14 protein-coding genes are annotated in these 21,667 nt (G+C 61.7%); 9 read left to right on the top strand and 5 right to left on the bottom strand.

Features of this window, described 5'->3' with window-relative positions:
• The coding region (locus AC1D0I_RS29965; protein WP_477399644.1) for a type VI secretion system Vgr family protein at positions 1 to 2,105 on the bottom strand (2,105 nt) is incomplete at its 3' end.
• 249 nt (positions 2,106 to 2,354) lie between these two features.
• Between AC1D0I_RS29965 and tagH the strand changes: the two genes are divergently transcribed.
• From tagH to AC1D0I_RS29925, 8 genes are all read left to right on the top strand, one after another.
• Positions 2,355 to 3,416 (top strand): type VI secretion system-associated FHA domain protein TagH, encoded by a 1,062-nt coding sequence (gene tagH, locus AC1D0I_RS29960; RefSeq protein ID WP_477399642.1) that lies wholly within the window; start codon positions 2,355 to 2,357, stop codon positions 3,414 to 3,416.
• A gap of 333 nt (positions 3,417 to 3,749) precedes the next feature.
• Positions 3,750 to 5,261 carry a type VI secretion system protein TssL, long form gene (gene tssL, locus AC1D0I_RS29955; protein ID WP_477399640.1) on the top strand — a complete coding sequence of 504 codons (1,512 nt, stop codon included), beginning with the start codon at positions 3,750 to 3,752 and terminating at the stop codon, positions 5,259 to 5,261.
• 22 nt (positions 5,262 to 5,283) lie between these two features.
• Positions 5,284 to 8,844, top strand: a complete 3,561-nt coding sequence (gene tssM, locus AC1D0I_RS29950) for a type VI secretion system membrane subunit TssM (protein WP_477399638.1) — start codon at positions 5,284 to 5,286, stop codon at positions 8,842 to 8,844.
• A 130-nt stretch (positions 8,845 to 8,974) separates the two neighbouring features.
• A complete protein-coding gene (locus AC1D0I_RS29945) occupies positions 8,975 to 9,748 on the top strand; it encodes a PP2C family protein-serine/threonine phosphatase (RefSeq protein WP_477301005.1) in 774 nt (257 codons plus the stop codon).
• Between the two features lie 5 nt (positions 9,749 to 9,753).
• Entirely contained in the window at positions 9,754 to 12,225 is a 2,472-nt protein-coding gene (locus AC1D0I_RS29940; RefSeq protein ID WP_477399636.1) for a serine/threonine-protein kinase, read from the top strand.
• Positions 12,226 to 12,333: 108 nt separating this feature from the next.
• On the top strand, positions 12,334 to 12,744 hold the full coding sequence (locus AC1D0I_RS29935) for a DUF1036 domain-containing protein (protein ID WP_167391941.1): 411 nt from the start codon (positions 12,334 to 12,336) through the stop codon (positions 12,742 to 12,744).
• Positions 12,741 to 15,071, top strand: coding sequence for a M23 family metallopeptidase (locus AC1D0I_RS29930; RefSeq protein ID WP_477399634.1), 2,331 nt, complete (start codon positions 12,741 to 12,743; stop codon positions 15,069 to 15,071). The genes AC1D0I_RS29935 and AC1D0I_RS29930 overlap by 4 nt, the downstream gene beginning before the upstream one ends.
• A gap of 205 nt (positions 15,072 to 15,276) precedes the next feature.
• Positions 15,277 to 16,923, top strand: coding sequence for a caspase family protein (locus AC1D0I_RS29925; protein WP_477301011.1), 1,647 nt, complete (start codon positions 15,277 to 15,279; stop codon positions 16,921 to 16,923).
• A gap of 36 nt (positions 16,924 to 16,959) precedes the next feature.
• Here AC1D0I_RS29925 and AC1D0I_RS29920 read toward each other — a convergent pair whose 3' ends face one another.
• Positions 16,960 to 17,496: an OmpA family protein gene (locus AC1D0I_RS29920; protein WP_095080743.1), complete on the bottom strand. Its 537-nt coding sequence runs from the start codon at positions 17,494 to 17,496 to the stop codon at positions 16,960 to 16,962.
• 191 nt (positions 17,497 to 17,687) lie between these two features.
• Here AC1D0I_RS29920 and AC1D0I_RS29915 point away from each other — a divergent pair, with 191 nt between their 5' ends.
• Positions 17,688 to 18,266, top strand: coding sequence for a DUF6931 family protein (locus AC1D0I_RS29915; protein WP_477301013.1), 579 nt, complete (start codon positions 17,688 to 17,690; stop codon positions 18,264 to 18,266).
• A 30-nt stretch (positions 18,267 to 18,296) separates the two neighbouring features.
• Here the strand turns inward: AC1D0I_RS29915 and AC1D0I_RS29910 are convergent, their stop codons facing one another.
• The 3 genes from AC1D0I_RS29910 to AC1D0I_RS29900 all read right to left on the bottom strand — a co-directional run.
• Positions 18,297 to 19,541: a caspase family protein gene (locus AC1D0I_RS29910; RefSeq protein ID WP_477301015.1), complete on the bottom strand. Its 1,245-nt coding sequence runs from the start codon at positions 19,539 to 19,541 to the stop codon at positions 18,297 to 18,299.
• A gap of 19 nt (positions 19,542 to 19,560) precedes the next feature.
• Positions 19,561 to 20,670: an OmpA family protein gene (locus AC1D0I_RS29905; protein WP_477399632.1), complete on the bottom strand. Its 1,110-nt coding sequence runs from the start codon at positions 20,668 to 20,670 to the stop codon at positions 19,561 to 19,563.
• Positions 20,671 to 20,893: 223 nt separating this feature from the next.
• Positions 20,894 to 21,667: autotransporter domain-containing protein (locus AC1D0I_RS29900; RefSeq protein WP_477399630.1), on the bottom strand; the 774-nt coding region annotated here is incomplete at its 5' end.

Below are 21,667 nucleotides of genomic sequence, written 5' to 3'. Positions count from 1 at the left end.
AGGCTGCCCTTCCCAATCTTCTGCTCATGCGCACCGTTAATCTGAGTTGCATCGTCTTCGCCAATCTTCGTGGATCGTTTTTTGGCGATTTCTGCCGACTGACCGCCACCAATCTTTATTCCTTGATCCGCCCCGATCTGGATGCTTTGGCCTGCACCGATCTCCCAACTGTCGGACGCCGCGATTGTGTGGCTCTGGCTGATGCCGACCGTGACCGAGCGGGCTGCGCCGATCGTGTTGGTCTGAACGCCACCCACTGTTCGGGTCTCGGCAGCGCCAACCGTATCGATGCGAGCCGCCCCCACTGTAATCGTCTGGACGATCCCCACCGTCTGGGAATGATTGGCGTCGATGTTCTCCGTTGAGTTCGACACGACATGGATGGTCTCGTTGGCCATGACCGTCAACGAACGGTTGGCGCCTACCGTCTCGGTGTCGTTCGAGCCGATGTTCGTGGTCTGGTCGACGCCGACCTTGACCGTCTTGTTGTTGCCGACGTCCTCGTCGAGGTTGTGGCCGACGGAGTGCTTGGCATCGTGGTCGATGCGGTCGGACTGGTCGTGCTGGACGAGCTTGGTGCGGTCGTGCTTGATCAGAAGGTTGTGGTCCTTCTGCGCCTGGAAATTGACCAGTTCGGAGCCGGCCTTGTCCTCGAACATCAGCTCATTGTAGCCGCCGCCGCCTTTGGAGGAGTCCGACTTCCAGCCGGACTGCGTGGCGCTGCCCGGCAGACCGTAAGGCGGCATCTGGGAGGCGTTGTAGACCCTGCCGGTGATGATCGGCAGGTCCGGGTCACCCTCGATGAAATCGACGATCACCTCCTGGCCGATGCGCGGTATCTGGATGAACCCCCAGCCGCTGCCGGCCCAAGTCTGCGAGACCCGCACGAAGCAGGAACTGTTCTCATCCTTCTTGCCCAGACGATCCCAATGGAACTGGACCTTCACGCGGGCATATTTGTCGGTGAATATTTCCTCGCCGGATGGTCCGACCACCGTCGCGGTCTGGGGTCCGCGCATGATTGGCCGTGGTGTGATCCGAGACGGGCGATAGGCCACGGCGGTCGGCGCCACGCCGAGGATCACCTGGAAGTTCTCGCTGTCGACGTCGGCAAGGGCTCTGTAGCCCGGGTCGAACAGCCTGTATTCGGCGCTGACCACCAGATATTCCTGGTTCTGGTCCTCGCGTGGAAAACCGTCCAGCGTGAACTTGCAACCCGAATAGAGGCCGCGCACGGTGCCGACCGCGGCGATGCGCTGGTGCACGGCCTGGATTTCCTCGCGGCGGATCGCGGCCAGGCTGTCGCCCCGGCCCATTTCGAGATGCGCACCGGGCTGGCGGTAGTTCTCGCCCGCCGCCAGCTTGTGGCTGAACGGCTGGGTCGACTTGGCCATGAGGTCGGCGCCCGGCTTCTTGAAATCATAATCGGTGTGGGCATAGGCGCCCGGGCGCACCGAACTGCCCGGTATCCATTCGGTGATGTATTCGACATCGCGCCGGGAACCCTGACCTTCAAAATGATAGGGCACTTTCTCGTAGCCCGGCGCAGGCTTCAGCTTGCTCATCGCGTCGACCAGGACAAGCGTGTGCTTACCCTCGTCGTGCTCGAAGAAATACAGGATGCCTTCATGCTCGAGCAGTCGCTGCACGAAATCCAGATCGGTCTCGTCATATTGCACGCAGTATTCGCGCGGCGGGTAGGATCCCTGCAGGCGCAGATCAAATTCCGCCACGCTGTATTTCTTGAAGATGTCCTTGACGATGTCGACGACGCTCTTGTTCTGGAAAATACGGCAATCGGTGGTGTTGCCGAGAAACCAGAGCCACGGCCTGACAACCGCTTCGTAATAGGCCAGCCGGTCCTCGATGCGGGTGAGCCGGAACTCGGATACGATGCCGCTGAACCAGCGTTTCGGATCGGACTCGCCTTCGACCGAAACCGGACCACCCAGCATCTTGAGCGGATCGATATTGGGGTCCGTGCTTACGAACCCGGCCGTATAGGCGAAACAACGGCTGATCTCATCGCGCCCGATGAGATGCGTGAAGGTCAACAGGTCGGCGCCAACCGGTGTCTGCACAACCGTGGCACGTTCGTTCGGCATGGGTCGTGCCCCTCCTGGACGCGGCCGCCGGCGCGAAGGATTGAAGTTCCCGCACTCTGTTGAGGAACTTTTTCGACCCGTCGCACCAGGCCATCTGGAGCCTACCACATGTTGCCCTGCGGACCAAAGAGGGCCGGTGGCGCCTGAAACTTGCCCTGTCGAAGCAACGGCTCGGAACGCGGCTGTGCTGTTCTACGCGCAAACTGCTAGAATGGTGCAGTATCGATCAACGATCCGCGGCGATCCTGGATGTACATCAGTCTGCAAATCAGCAATGTCGACGCCCTGCCCGCCGGCATCCCGACCGGCTACGCAGCGCGCGATCGCGGCTTCGAAATCGGACGCGATGCTTGTGACTGGACCTTGCCGGATCCCGACAAGTTCATCTCGGGCCGGCACTGCGAGGTTCTGTACGAGGCAGGCGCGTTCTGGCTGCACGATGTCTCGCGCAATGGGACCTTCATCAACGGATCGAGCCAGCGCATGACCGGCCCGCATCGGCTGGGCCATGGCGACAGGATGCTGATCGGCCGTTATGTCATCGTCGTGTCGATCGACGAGGAGCGCGCCACGGCAGGCTATCCCCAAGCCAACCAAAATTCGACACCGCGGGAAATGCCGGTCGCGACGGGCCGGCCGCTGGAATTCGGAGGCGGGGCTTTCTTCGAGCCTGCGCAGCAACGGTCCGGGCAGCGCATCCCAGCGTCGGCGTCCTCGTCGACCCCGACACCGCTGCCCTCGACCAGGGACGAGGTGCTGCGGGAGATCGCAATCGGAGCCGGCATTTCGCCGGAACTGCTTCAATTGCGCGACCCGCATGAAGTTGCCGCCGAAATCGGCGCGGTCCTGCGGGCGGTGGTCGAAGAACTGACCTTGCTGCTGAAAGCCCGCGCGGCCGCGAAAACGTTGGCCAAGAGCACACAACGAACGATGATCAGCGCCGCGGACAACAATCCGCTGAAGTTCGTTCCAGGGACCGACGACATCCTCGAAATCATGTTCGCCCGTCGCAGGGCCGGCTATCTTGATGCCAGGCGCAGCATCGAGGATGCATTCCACGATCTCAAGACGCACGAATTTGCCACCTATGCAGCCATGCAAACCGCGCTCTCCCGCCTGCTTGACGACCTGTCGCCCGAGGCGATCAGCAAGAAACTCCCGCCTACGTCGTTTACGTCGAAGAAGAGCCAGGCCTGGGACGCCTATGTCGCGACATGGCGGACCATGGAGGAAGCACACGAAAACGGCATGCTGGACATATTCCTGGCCTATTTCAGCGAGGCGTACGCCAAAGCCGACAAGCAAAAATAGGCGATCCCAAGAAACGCGTGGCCAGAAAACGGATGGCCAAGTAACGCATGGTACAGCAGTCGGCGAAGAAAAGTCCCTTCGACCCCTGGCATCCGGTTCCAATCGACGATTTCTGAGATTACGATCACGTACGACAGTTCGCCAAGCGGGTAAGACTCATTGAGCTGGGGGTCTGCGGCAAATGTCATGTGACGGTGGGATAGCGTTTTCCAGTCAATCGTCCTCCGGACACTGCCACGGCCGGCGGGGATCGTATTTCCATTCCCTGACCAGCAACCGTTTTGCGCCCATCTCGCCCGATCGCGGCCACACCGCCTGCACGGACGGTCGGCAATGAGCTCGAAGGACGATCCCTTCGGCCTGGCGGGCAAGACCGTCATTCGCGCAAGTCCACGGCGCGAGAAAAAATCGCCACCAGTTCCCGAGCTACCTGCCGCTGACGGAGGCCAACCCTCTCCGGTCAAGGATTCAACGGTGTTCGATCCTGGGGTCGGGCGGCATACACCGCCGGGCTGGGCATCCGGAACCGTGATTTATCAAGGTGCGGCTTTGGGCGCCGCGGCAGGTGCTGCCTCTTCCGCCGCCGCTCCGGCCCGGGCGGTCGATCAGGCGATCCTGTTCGGCGCCGCGGACACGGTCAAATACGCCGCGGCAAACCCTATTCTCGCGGCGGCGGCACCTTTGCTGATGCTGTTCGGGCAGCTCAGGATGATGCCCGTGGAAAGACAAGCGGAGCCCCTGGCGCAACATGTCGCCGACGCGATCGAAAAGTTCGACCGAACGATGGAGAAGACCGGCGTTCCCGAAGAGGATGCGCGGATCGCGAAATTTGCTCTGTGCGAAACCGCCGACGATCTCATCGGCAACCTGCCTTGGCCCAAGAGCGACGACTGGGCGCAAAACGCCATGCTGCGGCAGTTCTTTCACACCGAGATCACCGGCACAGGCTTCTACGAAGCCCTGAACACGATACTGGCCAATCCCGAGACGCACTACGACCTGCTCGAACTGATGCATGCCTGCCTGTCGCTGGGTTTCGAGGGCCAGTACCGAGGCGTGAGGCGCGAAGACAACAATCTCGAACGCGTTCGACGCGACGTCTACGAGACGCTTCGCTATTTCAGGGCGCGTGCAGGCGCGGACATCTCGCCGCGCTGGCAGGGCCTGGCGGCGACGATGGCGCAGCCGTCGGCCCGCCTGCCGCTCTGGGTCGTTGCGGCAGCGGCGACGGCGCTGCTGACAGCGGCGTTTTTTGCATTGCGGGTCTTCATCACCAATGAGGGCGACGCCACCGCCGGTGAATTGCTGGCACTCAACCCGTCGACACCAGTCGCCATCGAGCGCGCCAGCGTGGCGCCATTGGCCGAGCCGGTGAAAGCCACCCCACCTGCAGCCACCGCGCAGATTGATCGCATTCGTTCAGCACTGGCCAAGGAAGTCGAAGGCGGCGGGCTGACCATCGGCACGAAGGGCAACTTCATCGTGCTGGAAATCAACAATGTCCTGCTGTTCCAGTCCGGCAGGGCCGAGGCGAAGCCGGAGTTCCAGCCCATTGCCACCGACATCGCCGCGGCGCTGCAACCCGAGCCCGGGCAAATCCGGATCGTCGGCCACACGGACAATGTGAAACCGCGAAAGTCGAGCCCGTTCAAATCCAACTTCGACCTTTCCGTCGCCCGGGCGAAGGCTGTCGAAACGATGATGGCACCGAAATTCAGCGATCCCTCGCGACTGACGGTCGATGGCAAGGGCGAGGACGAACCGATCGCCGACAATGCGACGCCGGAAGGCCGCGCCAAGAACCGCCGTGTCGATGTGATGATCCCCAGGGAGGAAACATTGTGAGCACGGCCTGTTGGAAGCGCCCATGACGCGTTGGCTGCTGCGGATGTTCAGCGTTATCGCGCTGGCCGGCTTCGCGGCGGCAGTGTGGCTTGGCGGGCCATTGATCCGCTTCGCAGATACCCGGCCACTGGGGCCCGCCTGGCTGCGCGCAACCATCATCGGCGTGATCGTGGCGGCGCTGGCGCTGTTCTACGGGCTGCGCTTCTGGCAAGCGAGAAAGGCGCAAAAGGCACTCGAGACCGTCGTCGCACACAATGACGACCGCGATGACGATTCGCGGGTGCTCGAAGCTCGGATGAATGAGGCCGTGGCGGCGCTCAAACGGTCAAGCGGCAAGCGCAACTTCCTCTATGAGATCCCCTGGTACGTCGTCATAGGCCCGCCGGGTGCCGGCAAGACAACGGCCCTGGTCAATTCGGGTCTGAACTTTCCGCTTGCCGGTTCGGGGGACGCCCAGCCGGTGGCTGGCGTTGGCGGAACACGCTCCTGCGACTGGTGGTTTACCGACCAGGCCGTGCTGATCGACACCGCCGGACGCTACACGACGCAGGACTCCCATGCCGAGAGCGACAGGAAGAGCTGGCTCGCCTTCTTGTCGCTGCTCAAGCGATACCGCACCAGACAACCGATAAACGGCGTCATCCTTGCCATCAGCCTTGCCGACCTGATGAGCTTCGACGATCAGCAGCTCGACGCCCACATCGTCGAGATACGCAGCCGCCTGAGGGAAATCCACGAGACGCTGAAGATCCAGTTTCCAGTCTACCTGCTTTTCACCAAGGCCGATCTTGTTTCCGGGTTCATGGATTACTTCGGCGATTTCGACGAACCGCGCAGGCGAAAAGTGTGGGGCGCGACGTTCCAGACGGCGGAGCGCGACAGGAACATGGCCGCCGAGGCTCCTGCCGAATTCGACGTGCTGGCAAACCGACTGGCAGACGAGATGGCCGACCGCCTCCAGGACGAGGCCGATCCGCTCACGCGCATCTCCATCTTTGGCTTTCCGGCGCAGTTCGGCGCGCTGCGGGGGCGAATTACCAGTCTTGTCGCCGGCCTGTTCGATCCGGCGCGCAGCCAGGTGAATGTGAGCCTGCGTGGACTCTATTTTTCGTCAGGCACGCAAGAGGGAACGCCGATCGATCAGGTGCTGGGCGCAATCGGCCGCGATTTCGGCAGCAACGCCCGCCCTCACCTTTCCGGGACCGGCAAAAGCTTCTTTCTGCATGATCTGCTGACGAACGTCATTTTTGCCGAATCCGGATGGGTTTCGTACGACAAAGCGGCTGCAAGGCGCGCAGCGATCGCCAGATTTGGCGGCCTCGGCGCAATAGCTTTGGTCGCTGCTGCTGCACTGGGTACGCTCGGCCTGAGCGTCGCGGCCAACCGGTCGCTGATCGCCTCCACAAGTCTGGCCATGGGCCAGTACCGCCAGACGGCGGCACCCTTGCTCGAAAGCACGACGGTGACCGATGTCGACCTCGAAAACGTCATCGGGCCGCTCGACCAGTTGCGCGATCTGCCGGCCGGGTTCGAAACCGGTGACTTGCCGACTCCGATCGAGGAGACGTTCGGCCTCAGTCAGCGGGAGAGACTTCTTTCGGCATCCAAAACGGCTTATCGGCAAGGGCTGGAACGAATGTTCCGATCACGCCTGCTGATCCAGGCCGAGCGGACGATCCAGGCCAAGATGGCTGATCCCGTCGCGCTCTACGAACCGTTGAAAATCTATCTGATGCTTGGCGGCAAGGCGCCGAAGGTCGATGACGCGTTGATCGTTTCCTGGATGAAGCAGGATTGGGAGCAGAACCGATATCCAGGCGAAAACAACCGAGAAGGACGGGAGCAACTCGAAAAGCACCTGCGCGCCATGCTGGCATTGGACGACGCCTATGATCCGGTTTTCGAACTCAACCAGCCGCTTGTCGAAGCCGCCCAACGTTCTCTCGGGCGCATGAGCCTTGCCGATCGAGCGTCCGCATTGATCCGGTCAGCGATATACGCGGCAGCACTGGACGACTTTTCTGTTTCCCTGAAAGGCGGCCCGGAAGCGCAAGTGCTGTTCGAGCGCATCAACGGCAGCGATCTGTCAGGCCTTCGTGTTCCCGGTATCTACACCTATGCCGGCTTCCACACCTTCTATCTCCCGCAACTTTCGCGCATTGCGCAGATGCTTGTCGACGAGCAATGGGTTCTCGGCGGAGGCGGTGAGCAAGGCGACATCGATCAGCAATTGCTCAAGCTCGGCCCCGAACTTCTCGATCGCTACGGGAAGGAGTTCGCAGCCGCGTGGAACAGCGTCCTCGACCAGTTGAAGTTCAAAGCGATGCTGACGGACAAGCCGCACTACATCGCGCTTTCTGCCGCTGCCTCCCCGACCTCGCCGATAAACCAGCTCTTTGCGGCGATCGCCAACGAAACAGCGCTGACGCGAGACCCTGGTGACGGCAACGGTCCTGGCGCCGAAGAAGCAGGTACGGCTCAAAACCAGCCGGGGCACGCCGCAGATCTGGGCAAGGGTCTGGCCCGCATCGGCATACAAATCGCGACCGGCAAATCGCAAAGTCGCGCCGGCACAAGGGCGGCCGACACACAGAACCCGAATCCAGGTGCGAACATTGAAGCGCAGTTCAGACCCTTCCAGGCCCTGGTGAACGGCCCTGCCGGACACCGCCCAATCGATGCCCTGACCCAGAACTTCAGCGATATCTATCAGAGCCTGCAACTGGCGGCCGAAGTTCCTTCGCAGACGGAGCGCGTCAATACGAACCTGCAGCTGCAGATAGCCACCCTTCGCGCCAATGTCTCGCGTCTGCCCAAGCAACTTGGCCGGATGGTCAACGCAACGGCCGATGAGTTTGAAGGCAACGTCGCCGAAACCTCGGTGGCAAACTTGAACCAGATGCTCGACCAGACGGTGACGGCTCCCTGTGAGGCGGCGATCAACGGCCGGTATCCCTTCGCCGGCGACGGCACCGAGGATGTTGCCATGGCGGATTTCGCGAAACTTTTCGCGCCGGGCGGGCTGATGGACCGGTTCTTCGCACAAAACCTCGCATCGCTGATCGACATGACCGGCCAGGACTGGAGCTGGAAACAGGATGCGCGCTTTGGACGCGACCTGTCGAAATCGACCCTGAAAGACTTCCAGCTGGCGGCGGACATCCGCAGCGCCTTCTTTCCATCGGGCGGTTCAGTGCCCTTGGTCAGCGTCACCTTCACCCCATTCTCGCTGCATGGCGACGCCGATACGGCGATACTCGATGTCGATGGTCAGATCGTCCAGAGCAACCAGACAGGTAACGCGCCAAGCACCGTGACCTGGCCGATCGGTACATCGTCCGCGTCCGCCAGTCTAAGCCTGACGCCGGAAATGCCAGGCCGCGAATCCGCCATCAAGTTCGAAGGGCCGTGGGCGCTGAAGCGGCTTCTGGACAAGGCTGCCGTCATCGGCAGCGACAGCAATATGCAGGCACGCTTCGTGATCGGCGGCCGCGACGTTACCTATACGATCCAGGCAGGCTCCGGCACCAACCCCTTCTTGCTCCCCGCGCTTTCCGGGTTCAGCTGTCCGAAAGCGTTTTGAGATGGGGATCCGCAGACCACGCAGAGATCTTAGTTTTCGATACTTTAATGTTCGAGCCTGTGGCAAAGTAACACTAGCGAGCGCCTGAAAGTGCGCCGCAGAGGACGCTTGAGAAGCGCTTGGTGGCAAAGTGAACACTGTCGCCCTTCCCTTTGAGAGCTTCGGGGTAAGCCACAAAGGCTGTGTCCGTGAGCTCAATGAAGACAACTATCTGGTCGAGCCACAAACTGGTCTCTGGGTGGTAGCCGACGGAATGGGTGGACATGACGCGGGAGAGGTCGCTTCGGCCAGTATCGTCGATCATCTGGCAACGATCGGCATTGCCAGCTCCGCACCTGATCTTCGGGCGCGCTTCGAGGACAGGCTGAGCAGGGCCAATGCCGAGATCCGCGGGATATCCGAATCCCGCGGCATAACCATCGGCTCGACTGTTGCCGCCCTGCTGGCGATGGATGGGCGGTTTGCCTGCCTGTGGGCGGGTGACAGCCGCGTCTATCTGATCCGCAACGCCTCGATCTCGCAGATCTCGAAGGATCATACCGAAGTTCAGGAGCTCGTGGACAGAGGCATGATCAGCGAAAGCGAAGCGCGCACCTGGCCGCGCCGCAATGTCATCACGCATGCGGTCGGCGTCAGCGACGAGATCGTCATCGATTTCCAGCAAGGCGAAATCATGCCGGGGGACATTTTTGTGCTGAACACCGATGGGCTGACGGCGCATGTCACCGACGCCGAGATCGAGGCGGCGACCGTGTCCGCGACACCTCAGGCGGCCTGCGAAAAACTGTTGGAAACGGTGCTGGCGCGTGGCGGCACTGACAATGTGACGATCGTGCTTGTGAAGATCGGCGACGGGCGCGATGGGCAATCGTCACGTCCAGATCTCTACAAAGCGGGAGGTTGAGGCCGATGAGCGCCGACGACAAGACGCGAATATCGGGAGGCATGGCCAACACCGCCGTAGGCACGCAACTCAGCGGCATCTACGAGCTTGATGAGCGGATCGCATTCGGTGGCATGGGGGAGGTCTACCGCGGTCATAACATCCAGACCGGCGACCACGTCGCGATCAAGATCGTCCTGCCCGAGTTCGCCCGTGACCAGACGATCCTGTCCCTGTTCCGCAAGGAGGCATTGATCCTCAATCGCCTGTCCCATGATGCGGTCGTGCGGTATCACGTCTTCACGATCGATCCCGGGATCGGCCGTCCCTACCTTGCGATGGAATTCGTCGACGGCGAGTCGCTGTTCGACATCATGCGACGTGGCGCGATGCCGACGGCAGAGGTGCGCAAGCTCTGCCATCGCCTCGCGTCCGGTCTGAGCGCGGTGCATCAGGCGGGCGCGATACACCGCGACCTGTCTCCTGACAACATCATCCTGCCGGGGGGCCGGGTCGACCGCGCAAAGATCATCGATTTCGGTATCGCACGATCGGCGACCGTGGGCGGCGAGACCTTGATCGGCGGAAAATTCGCGGGAAAGTACAACTACGTTTCACCCGAACAGCTCGGGCTCTACAGCGGCGACGTCAGCGAGCAGTCCGACATCTACAGCCTGGGGCTGGTGCTGGTGGCCGCCTTGCGCGGCAAACCGATCGACATGAGCGGGTCGCAGTTCGAGGTCATCGAAAAGCGTCGGACCGTGCCTGATCTCTCCGACATCGACGATGATTTTCGCGACATTGTCGAAGCCATGCTGCAACCGGATCCGCAAGACCGGCCGATCAGCATGGCGGAAATCGCCAGGATGACCCGTGACGACAGTGAGGAGACAACGCCGCCGACTTCGATCACACCCCGCGATCGGCCGGCTTTGCCGCGAACCGGGGAAACCCTTTCGCCCGACACCAAGACCCAGGGCCGGCCATCCCACGTCGAGAGGCACGACACCGAAACGGCAACAGGTTCAGGTGGGCAGCCCTTCGTCCCGCATGTGCGGCCCGCGCATTTGTCCCAACCGCGGTCTCCGGCGCTCGCCGGCTCACCACGTCCGGTCACGGCTGATGTCCCTGGAAAATCCACAAAGACCCGAACCATCGCGATCGCTGCCTTGGCGACGCTGGCTGTCGCGTCCGGCGCGGGCCTGTATCTCAGCGGCTTCATGACGCCAGCGATGCCGACGGCCGGCAAGCCATCGCTTTCGGCACCAGAGCCATCAAAGCCCGCACCAGAAACGTCAAAGCCGGCACCCACGGACAATGCCGGGACCGCCCCTGAGCCGGCAAAACCAGTTCCGCCCGTGCAACCGGAGTCTAGCGCACCACCGGCTGAAAACCAGCAAGATGCTACCGCAGCCCAAAAGCCGCAGCCGGCCAAGCCCGCCGAAGTCCCCTCGCAGACCGAAGAACCCCCGAAGCCATCCGCAACGGCGGCGCAGCCGCCACCCGAAAAGGTGTCGCCGGCAGTCCAGCCCGATACGATGGCCAGCGACAGTCAAACGTCGGCTCCGCCGCCGGTCTCGACTGCTCCAGCCCCGCCAGCAGCCGAGAAGGTCTCGACGCCGCCGCCGGCCCAGCCAGAGGTTGTCGAGAGCCAAAAGCCTGAGCCACAGATCAGCCAGCCGGCAGCGCCCAAGGCGACCGTGCCGGCACCCGAGGCGACCGTGCCGGCGCCCAAACCCACGGCAAGCCAGCCGGATGTCGCGAACACCGAGAGCCAAAAACCTGCGCCACCGGTAGCCAAACAGCCTGACCAGCCTGTCGTCGGGTTGAACGTGCCCAAGCCGGAGGTTCCTCCGATCGTCGATGACATCGCGCAACGAGTCTCCTGGGTTCGCGACTTCGGCGGCGGCGACTGTTTTTATGCCACCATGACGTCGGCAACCGACAAGGCCGCCGCGATCGAAGGATTTGGAACGGAGGTTCAGCCATTCGAGCGGATGCTTGGCGATTTCCAGGCAAGATTCCATGTCGAGCCGGATATCAGCGTCCGCCTCATTGAACCAAGCCAATGCGAAGTCACCAACTTTCTGCGCTTTTTGGGGCAGACCGCGGCCGACAAGCCGCAGCTTGTTCTCGATCGGACGTCGGTGCCGAACGGTACGCCGATCAGCGGCACGCTGGTGACGCGTGGCGGGCTCATTTCCAGCGTGCTGCTGATCGATCACAAAGGCATGGTGTTCAATCTCGACGAGCGCGTCGTCGTAAAACCGGACAAGGTCACCTTCAGAATCCCGATCGGTCTCGGCGCCGCCGACCAGGCCGCCGGAAAGGCGGTGCCGCAGATCATAATGGTGATCACCGGCCCCAAGGATATTCGGGCGGCTGCGTTCTCCACGCCCACACCAGCCTCGGTGCTGCTCCCCAAGATTCTCGAAGAAATCGAGACCGACGGATCTCAGTTCTCAGCCACGGCCAAGTATTTCCGGCTCGGCGGATAGCATGGGCGCCCGATGGAACCCCGCTCGTGTTTGCCGCAATCGTCTGCCGACCTGCCGATAAAGCAGCGTGGTCCGATTCGAGCCGCCCTGCTCGCCCTGACGGGCCGCATGAGGCTTGCGGTCTTGTCAGGCGCCGCACTGCTGGCCGTGCTGTCATCCGGCGAGGCGCGCGCCGAATTCACGGTCTGCAACCAGACGCTCGATGTCGTCAATCTCGCCGTCGGCCAGAAGGTCGACAATGCGGACCAGACCGACGGCTGGTGGACCATCGGCGCAAATCAATGCGTGAACGTCATCCGCGAGGAACTGACGAACCGCTACATCTACATCTATGCAACGGACGTGTTCGGCCATGCGATCCTCACCGGATCGACCGAAATGTGCATCGAGCGAAGACGTTTCTCGATACGCGGCATCGACGAATGCTGGCAGCGCGGCCACATAGCGGCGCAATTTCTCGAAGTCGACACGCTTGAACAGGTGCGGTGGACCTTCTTCCTGACTGGAAGTAATCCGTGACGCACAATATCGACACGAGTTTCAGGCAGAAAAAGCAGGCGCGCGCTGCCCTTCGCAGGCGCACGCTTTGGCGCAGGCTCCTGGCCGGCCTCGCGGTGGTTGTCCTGTTTTCGATCGCCGCCGGTTTCTATCTCACCGCGGACTATTGGTCGTTCGGCGACGAAGACGAGGAGTTGCACGCGGTCGAAGGCGTGGACGATGTGCCGGCCGATGCGTCTGTCTACGTGCCCGCCATTATCGACCTGGCCGGGGACCCGATGTGGATCACGCTCGCGCCCGATGCCGGCGCCGCAACGAAGGGCCGCGTGATCCCGCGCCCGGCGGAACTCGATCAAGCCGACGTTTCGCCCCAGATCGAAATCCTGTCCGACGTCATGCTTAGCGCCAGCGAAAAATTCATGACGACGATACCGTCGACGCAGGAGGATTTTGCCTTCTTCCAGGCGCAGAGAAAGACCACTGCCGCGCCAACCGGCGATCTGCAAAACGATCTTGAGCCATCGCCCGCGGCGGGGGAACCCGCGCCAGCTTCGGACCAGAAGGCGGATGCCGACGATCCCGAAGCCGGCTGGGGTGAAACGATCGATGCGGGCGACGCCGCCCTTCCCGCATTCCAGAAGACCCAGATCGAAAACAACACAAGCGTGGCAGTCGTCACCAATGAGTATCAACGGTTCGAGGCGACCGAAGACACGTTCGTGAAGATCCTCAACGACCGCAGCCTGGACAGCGTTGCGCTCGATGCACATTTCTCCGCCGACGATGCCAAGCTCGCAGGCGAGGCCTTGAAGGCGCTTTTCAACCGGGACGGTCTGGAACCGGGTTATGTCGTTGCCATGCGCGGTTTCAGGCCGACGCGCGAGACGACCACGATGTCCCTCATGCAGGTTTCGATCTATGCCAAGAACGTGTTTGTCGGCACGCTGACGCGCAATGCCGCGGGCGCGTTCGTGTCGGGCGTCGATCCCTGGGTCCGCGAGGATCTGTTCAACTATTCGGGCGCACAGGCGGAAGGCACGCACAAAAGGCAGTACCGTCTGCTTGACGCGATCTACTCGACAGCAGCCCGCAACAGTGTTCCGACCGGGGTGATCGGCGAAGCGATCATGTATCTCTCGAGAGGACAGGACCTGGACGCCTTTGCAAGCGAGGACCAGCGTCTTGTGCTGATCTATTCGCAGACGCCGCGCGGCAAGGAGGAAGGTGCCGGGCGAGTGCTGTATGTGGGCGTCCAGGGCACCGAAAAGAGCCTGGACTGTTTCGTCTTCCGGCAGAGCGACGGCCAGTTTGCGTGCGTCACGGGTGACGATCTGGTTCGTTCGCTGACAGTCACCAACGGCATGGTCACGCCGGTCAACGGGGTCATGACCTCCACCTTCGGGCCACGCAAGCACCCAATCCTCGGGACCGTTCGCATCCACAAGGGCGTCGACTGGGCGGCGCCCGTCGGCACGCCGATCGAAGCGGCCTTCGATGGCGAGATCACTTTCCAGGGCGATGGCGGCAGCTATGGCAATCTGGTGAAGATCTCGCATGGAAACGGGCGCGAGACGCGCTATGCGCACATGCAGAAATTTGCCATCGCGGCCGGTGTCGGCACCAAGGTGAAAGCCGGCGACATCATTGGCTACATCGGCACCACCGGCCTCTCGACCGGGCCTCACCTGCATTTCGAACTTTATCAGAACGGCGAGGCCATCGACCCCCTGGGCACGGTTACCGCGATCGCGTCGGACGATTCCGCCGTCGAAACGCTCACCGACCGTATCGTCCATGTCGAAAGTGGTGGCAGCGCTCGCGCCAAGAATCCAAATTCTTCAGCGACCGGCGCCGGCCAGTTCATAACCAAGACCTGGATCAGGATGATGAATACCTACCGCCCGGAACTGGCGCGCACGCTGTCGACCGCCGACCTGCTCGCTCTGCGCTACGACGCCACGATCTCGCGTGAGATGGTGCGCAATCTGGCGCGCGAAGGCGAGGCCTATCTTCGGGCGCGCGGTCACCAGATCACCGCCGGCCGGCTGTATCTCTGTCATTTCCTGGGCATGGAAGGCGCGCATCAGGTGCTGTCGGCGACGGGTTCGGCGCAGCTGAGCGCTGTGCTCGGATCAGCCGTCATCCAGGCCAACCCGTTCCTCACCGGCAAGACAGCCAGTTACGTGGTGGACTGGGCCGAAAGGAAAATGGGCCAAAGGCTGAGCCGCGTGGCCACCGACGCCGGCCCACAGACAACGACCACCGAGATCCGCCAGACATCGCCGGAGTTCGAAAAATACAAGCAGGCCATCACGGCCCTTATAAGCTCGGCACAGAATACGCTTTGAACCTGCCGGCGCGGCACGAGCCTCTCAGGTGTTCGTGCTGCCAATTGATACCATGGACATTTTTTTCGGGCCGTTTGTGAACCAGGACTGCGGTCAAGATCACATACGCCCAGGAGCCATTTTTTGGCAGAGGCGACTCAGTCGCTGACGAAACCTGGCATGTGCAGACATCAACAGCGCGCCCCGGTGGGCGGAGGGCTGATCCATGAAAGCGTTCGCCGTCTCTCTGAGCGGGATTGTCCTGCTTTTCCTTGCCGCATTCGGCGCCCAGGCTGCCGCCGGCGCCGAGGCTGCCGCGCCCAACGCCAAGCGCGTCGCGCTGGTGATCGGCAACAGCAATTATGTCCATGCGGTTACCTTGCCCAACCCCGCCAACGATGCCCATCTCATCGCATCGACGCTGCGCAATGCCGGGTTCGAGGTGATCGAAGGGGTCGACCAGGACAATCAAGGTATGCACAGTCTGATCAGCCGGTTTACCGAACAATCCTATGACGCGGACCTCGCGGTCATTTTCTATGCCGGTCACGGCATGCAGGTCGACGGCAAGAACTACCTGATACCGGTCGACGCCGACCTGACGTCGCCGGCCTATCTCAAGACCCGTACCATTCAGATCGACGACTTCATGGCTGCGTTGCCGCCCGACCCGGCGGTCGGCGTCATCATCCTCGATGCATGCCGCGACAATCCGCTGGCAAGAACGTTGGCCGCCTCGATGCCGAAGAGCCGTTCCACCTCGTTGGGCACCGGTTTGGCGCCGGTCGAAGCAAGATCGGAGGGCATCGGAACCGGCGGCCTCCTGATTGCCTACGCAACGGATCCCGGCGCCATCGCTTTCGACGGCAACGGGGCCGACAGTCCGTACTCAACGGCGCTCGCCAGGCATCTGACCGAACCCGGCGTCGAAATCCAGGGCGCGCTGACGCGCGTGCGCGGCGAAGTGACCGAGACCACGCAAGGTCGCCAGAGGCCCTGGCACAACGCATCGCTCGGACGCGAGGTTTTCCTGGGCAAACCCGTCGCGCCAGCCGCGCCTGCCGCAAATCCCGTGGCCGGGGTATCGAACGCCGCGGCGACATCCGCTGCTGTCCCTGCTGCCAGTGATGCCCCTTCGTGGGAAGTCGAGCAACGCCTTTGGGACGAGGCTTCCAAGCGCAGTTCCATTCCGTTCTACGAGGCCTATCTCGACCAGTTTCCGAACGGTCGCTTCGCCACCGTGGCGCGGTTGAGCATCAACGAATTGAACGACCCGAAGGCCCAAAATCGGCAGGTCGCGGCACTCGATGCGGACCAGGCGAACGCCAGTTCCGGTTCTACCGTGCGCACCTCGGTCGGCGTTCCGGACGCGATGGAGCAGACACCGGGCACCGAGTTGACGGAAAGTGCGATCGGCCTCGATCGCCAGGGGCGCATCGACCTGCAATTGCGCATCGAAGCGTTGGGCAATGAGCTTGGGCGCATCGACGGAAACATGGGCCCTCAGACCCGACAGGCGATCGGCATCTGGCAAGCGAAGAACGGTCTCCCGCAGACCAGCTATTTGACGCGCGAGCAACTTGCGTTCCTCGTGATCCAGACAGATCCGATGATGGAAGGCGTGCGCGCCAGATACGCCGCCGATCAAGACCGTGCGGCGCAGCCGAAAAAGCAGATGGTGCAGAAGGTCAGCACGTCGCGGCCGGTGGCACAGAAACCTCGCAAACAACAGAAGGTTGTTCAGAAGCGGCGCAACCGTGAGACCGTAGCGCGAGAGGATTATCTTCCGCCGCGCCAGGACAACAACGACTTCCTCACCAAGGCGCTGATCTTCGGCACCGGTGTGGTCGTGGGCGGCGTGCTCAAGAACTGACAGCCGACATTCGAAGGACCGCCGTGGTTTGGGCGGCTATTGCGTCTTTATCCGCATTTCCACGCGGCGGTTCACCGGATCGTACGGATTGGGGCTGCGCGGATTCTTTTCGCCCATGCCGATCGCGTTGAGGCGTGCTGTGTCGATGCCGCTGGCCGTCAGGAATGCTGCCACCGATTGCGCTCGTCGTTGTGACAGACCCTCATTGTAGTGCACCGTGCCAGTGGCGTCGGTGTAGCCTTCGACRACGAAGTTGAACTTGCTCAACCGGTTGTCCTTCAGGGCCTTGGCGAACTCGTCGAGTTCAGCGCGCGCAGTCGGGTTGAGTTCGGCCGAATCCAGGCCGAAATTGATCATCATGTCGAGGCCGGTTTTTTCTCCCGGCGCGTCGCCTGCCTTGCTCTTGCTTTTGCACTCCTCCTCGGAGCCGACACAAATTCCTCGCGACTTGCCGAGATCGGCCGCACCGGCAAAAAACTTCACAATGTCTTCTGATTTCTGAACGGGGTCGGCGAAAGCGTGGGTCGAGCAAAACACGACCGCCAACACAAAGGCTGAACTGCTCCACTGCATAGCGGCTCCTCCTGTTTGAGCACCAGATTTCGAGCGACTGTGATCATACCAAATTCCCAGGCAATTGTCTGTCGACAAACGCTGGGGGCACGACAATGCCGAGAGTTGTTGCCGTGTCACGGGTTGAGACTTGACCCGCGCCGCGCCTGGGGCTTGAGTGGCCGGAGTTCCTCGATGAAAGCGCGGCGGTCATGGCCAATGGGCTCCGATTCAAAACGGCACGGGATCTTTTCACGGCTTGTCCCGCTATTGCCCGGGACATGAGAACCCCTCCAACCGAACAGCAACCGATCGAGTTTTGCCGCGGCCTCCTCGCCGGACGCGTTCCCGAGGAAGCGATTACATTCTGTGCCTACCTGCTTCCCGAGCGGGCCGCGGTCTGGTGGGCCCATGAATGCCTGAGCCACCTGACCGACCTGTTCGATGAGAGCGATCACGAATTGCTCGCGCTTGTCCGCGACTGGGTGGGTGAACCGGACAGTCCCCACCTTCGGGCAGCCGTCAGCACAGCCGCGGCGACACCGCCAACAACGCCAGTCGGCTGGATTGCCCTGGCGGCGGGATGGCGCGACAATGGTTCGGCCAGGGCCGCGACGATGGCATCGGCCTTGCAACCCTTTCCTGCCGCCCATGCAGTCAATGCCGGGATTCTGGCCGGACTGGCACGTGTCGCGCTCGCGGACCGCTTTTCCGTTCTTTCGGCATTTGTCGAAATGGGCATCCAGATGGCAGAGATCGAGGCGCTGCGCCAATCAGCGGATGCATATTAGAGCGTCACAGCGTCCGTCACCCATCCTGCCTTACTTGCAGCCGCCTTGAGCCCATTTGGCCAGCGCCACCTTGAAGCGCGTTCCAAGCGGATGCTGCAGGCGCAAGACAGAGACATCGTTGGCGGCGAAATTTTTCGCCTGTTCGCACAGCCGCTCCTCGTTCCATTGATGGCAGCCATCACAGTGCTTGCCTTCCCATACCGACTTGTCCAATCCCTCCACCGGACTGAAGCGCGGCTTGCTCTTGATGAGCTCGGCAATGCTTTTGCCGTCGATTTCCGGATCACCGAAATCGATAGGGTGGTTGAAAAAGATGGGGTCGTCCGAGGCAAGTTTCGGGATTTTCTGACGCAGCACATTGAGTGCCAGCTGGGCGTCGTCACCGGAGCCCGACGGATTTGCCGTGGCGTTGCGCACCTCCGAGCCGCCTTCAGGTTGCGGAGCGGTCGCCTCGCCCACGATCAGCGGCGCGTTGAGATCGATCTTGTGCAGGACGACCTCGGTGGTCAGCGAGACATTGATCCAGGGACGCTGCTTGCCGGCGGTTGCCTTGAAGACATCGGCGGTAACGCGGTTCATCGCTTCGGTGATGGAAACATTGGTTTCGCCCATATGCGCGAGCAGCGCCGAAGCGAACGGCGAGTGTTCGCCCGATCCGTCATAGGCGACCTGGCTAGGACTGGTGGCGAACGCGACAAGCGTGCCGGCGCCACCGTTCTCGATCGGGATTTCGGCAAGGCCGCTTTTTGCTCCCTTGACGCCGGCGGTCTTTGCCAACACCTCGGCAAGCGGGTTGTCACGACAGGCATCGAGGAAGATCAACCTTATGCTGGTCTCGCGCGACATCTGCCTTAGAACGAAATCCACGGGCACCGCCTCGAAGTCGAGCGAGGTCTCGTCCTCAAGCGCTGCATCGACCGGGAGAAGGTAGTTGCTGCCTGAAACCTGCAACCCGTGGCCGGCATAGAAGAAAAGGGCGATGTCGGCGCCGCGAACCTGCTTTGCAAACTGTGCAATCGTCGTCTGGGTCTGCAATTTGGTCAGATCGAAGCCGGAAACGACTTCAAAGTCCAGGCTCTTCAGGCGTTCGGCCATGGCCTGGGCGTCGCGGACTGGATTGGTCAGCGCCGGGGCATGCTGATACTGGGAATTGCCAAGGACCAGCGCAACACGGCGTTCGGCACTGGCAGCCGACAACGTCAAAAGCAGTGCCAGCGCGACAAGCCCGATGCCGCGCATAAGGCCACCGCAACGGGCAATCAGATCGAAACTCACCGGGACAACAGATCCTTCCTCAGTTGACGAGCTTGGTGGCGGAAAATTCGATCCGCCGATTGAGCGCCTTGTTCTTCGGCGTGTCGTTGGCGGCAACCGGATGATCTTCGCCGTAGCCGGTCGCCGTGATCTGCGTGCGAGGAATGCCCGCGGCGACAATGGCGTCGGCAACGGCTTGAGCCCTGCGCTCCGACAAGAGCTTGTTCTCGACAGGCGACCCATCGGAATCGGTGTGTCCGGACACCTCGACCTTGAGGCCCGGGCACTTGCCGACGACACCGACGACCTCCGCAAGCAGCGGGCGGCTTTGGCTGTCGAGCCGCGCGCTCGCCGTTCGAAAATAGATAGCTCCGGTGCGCGACAGCACCGCGAACCTGTTGAGGCACTCCTCGTCGCTGAAGTTGGACTTCGCCGCATCGGTGGCGACAGGGCCGACGTCGGCAGCACTCGCCACGACGGTTTGCACAGTGGCAGGTTTGCTGCCGTCAGCGGTGAACACGAAATCGAACGACACCGAAGCCGTCGGAACAATATTGGTCACATTGGCCGCCTGCTGGAGTTTGTCGACGTTCGGCAGCAGCCCGAAATCTTCCACATGCACGGCAACAGGAGCCTCCGACGCGACCGACACCATGTTGTCGTTGATCATGGTCACCACGATGTTGGCCGAGAGATCCTTGTCGACCCCGTGAAGGTTGAGACGGAATGGAAGAACGGCTTTCACACGCCGCTTGGTCGCCAGGTCGGCAAATGCCGCGGGATCCACCTTTGCGGTCAATTCAGCGGTCGGAAACTTGAATGTCTCGAAGAAAAGGAACCGCATGCGGACATTGCGAAGGTCGACCCCCGTATCGACCGAGTTGAGGTCGAAGGAGACTTTGGCATCACCGGCCGAACTGAGGCTGCCGGAAATATTCCTGATCTTGTTCGTTTCGACGATCGTGTTCTTCTTGACCGACTGATAGGTGAGTACCGAAGCGGTCGGATCGAGCGTCCAGTTCGGCTGTGCGTTCGCACTTCCCAGTCCGGGCAAAAGCAAAACGGAAAGCGCAACGATCAAGCCAAGCGTCTCTATGGCGAGCCGGCTTCTTGACCGTGACTTCCACCAGAATCCGACGACTTCGAACATGGAACCCCCCTGCCTATGACAACAGACTTCCGTATCGACATCACGACCATGCGGTGTCGATGGAGAGCATAGAACACTTGCTCTCGCTTGGCGAGCATCTGCTGATTGCGCGGTGCGCCATTTCCAGGTGACACGAATTTCGGATCCGCCACACTAAAGCGTTTTATGCATGTCGTTCATGTCGTTCTCCCAAAACCGGGCCACTTTGGGCGACATGCATTAGCTAGAAGGCGATTTTCACTCCGAGTTTGGCGCCGACGGTGGAACTGTCGGACGACGCCTTGCCACGGACTTCGCCGTTGACGGTGGTCAACTCCGACACCTTCAGGTTGAAGCCGGTCGACAGCGCGGCGGAAAAATCGGCATCGTCGAAGTCGATCTCCCTGGTGTCGATTTCGGTCGTGTTCTTGTAGCCGAAACGCTGCTGCAATTCGCCCCGCGCATACGGGCTGATCACCATGCCGTTGCTTAGCGTGTAATCGCCATAGATGCCGGGCTCGAACTTGATCGCGCCAAAAGAAAGCCGGCTCTTGCCGAACTCGTTGCCGCCGCTGTCGGTGTAGGGATCGCCACGGAACGAAACGCCAAGCAGGCCGCCGCGCAGATCGAAACGGGTGCGCTCGCTCAGCTTGAAGATGTGGCCGACCGATGCCGTAACCGCATAGCCCTCGGTGTCATAGCTGCCCGTGGTGCCGAGCACGCCGCTCGTCACATCGCTTCCGCCAATGAAGCCGGAGGCGGAGACCAGCGCGTAGTCGTAGTTCTTGCGAAACAGCGCGTAGCCGCCGAACATGCCGGCCTTGTTGGTGCCTTCTCCGATGGCGTCAAATCCCCGGAACCCGCCGAGGTTGACATCGGTCGAGGCATAACCGGCGAAAACGCCGAGGTTCAGGCCATACTCATTGTCGAACTGGAAGTGTTTGGCGGCATTGAAATCCAGGCTGATGGCGGCCGAAAAATCATTGGCATCGAAGCTCGGGCCGGGGCCATTCAAACC

It is taken from the genome of Mesorhizobium sp. P2_D1, from assembly GCF_056404455.1.
Note: the sequence above shows the minus strand (reverse complement) of the source record. Positions and strands in the feature narration are given on the sequence as shown.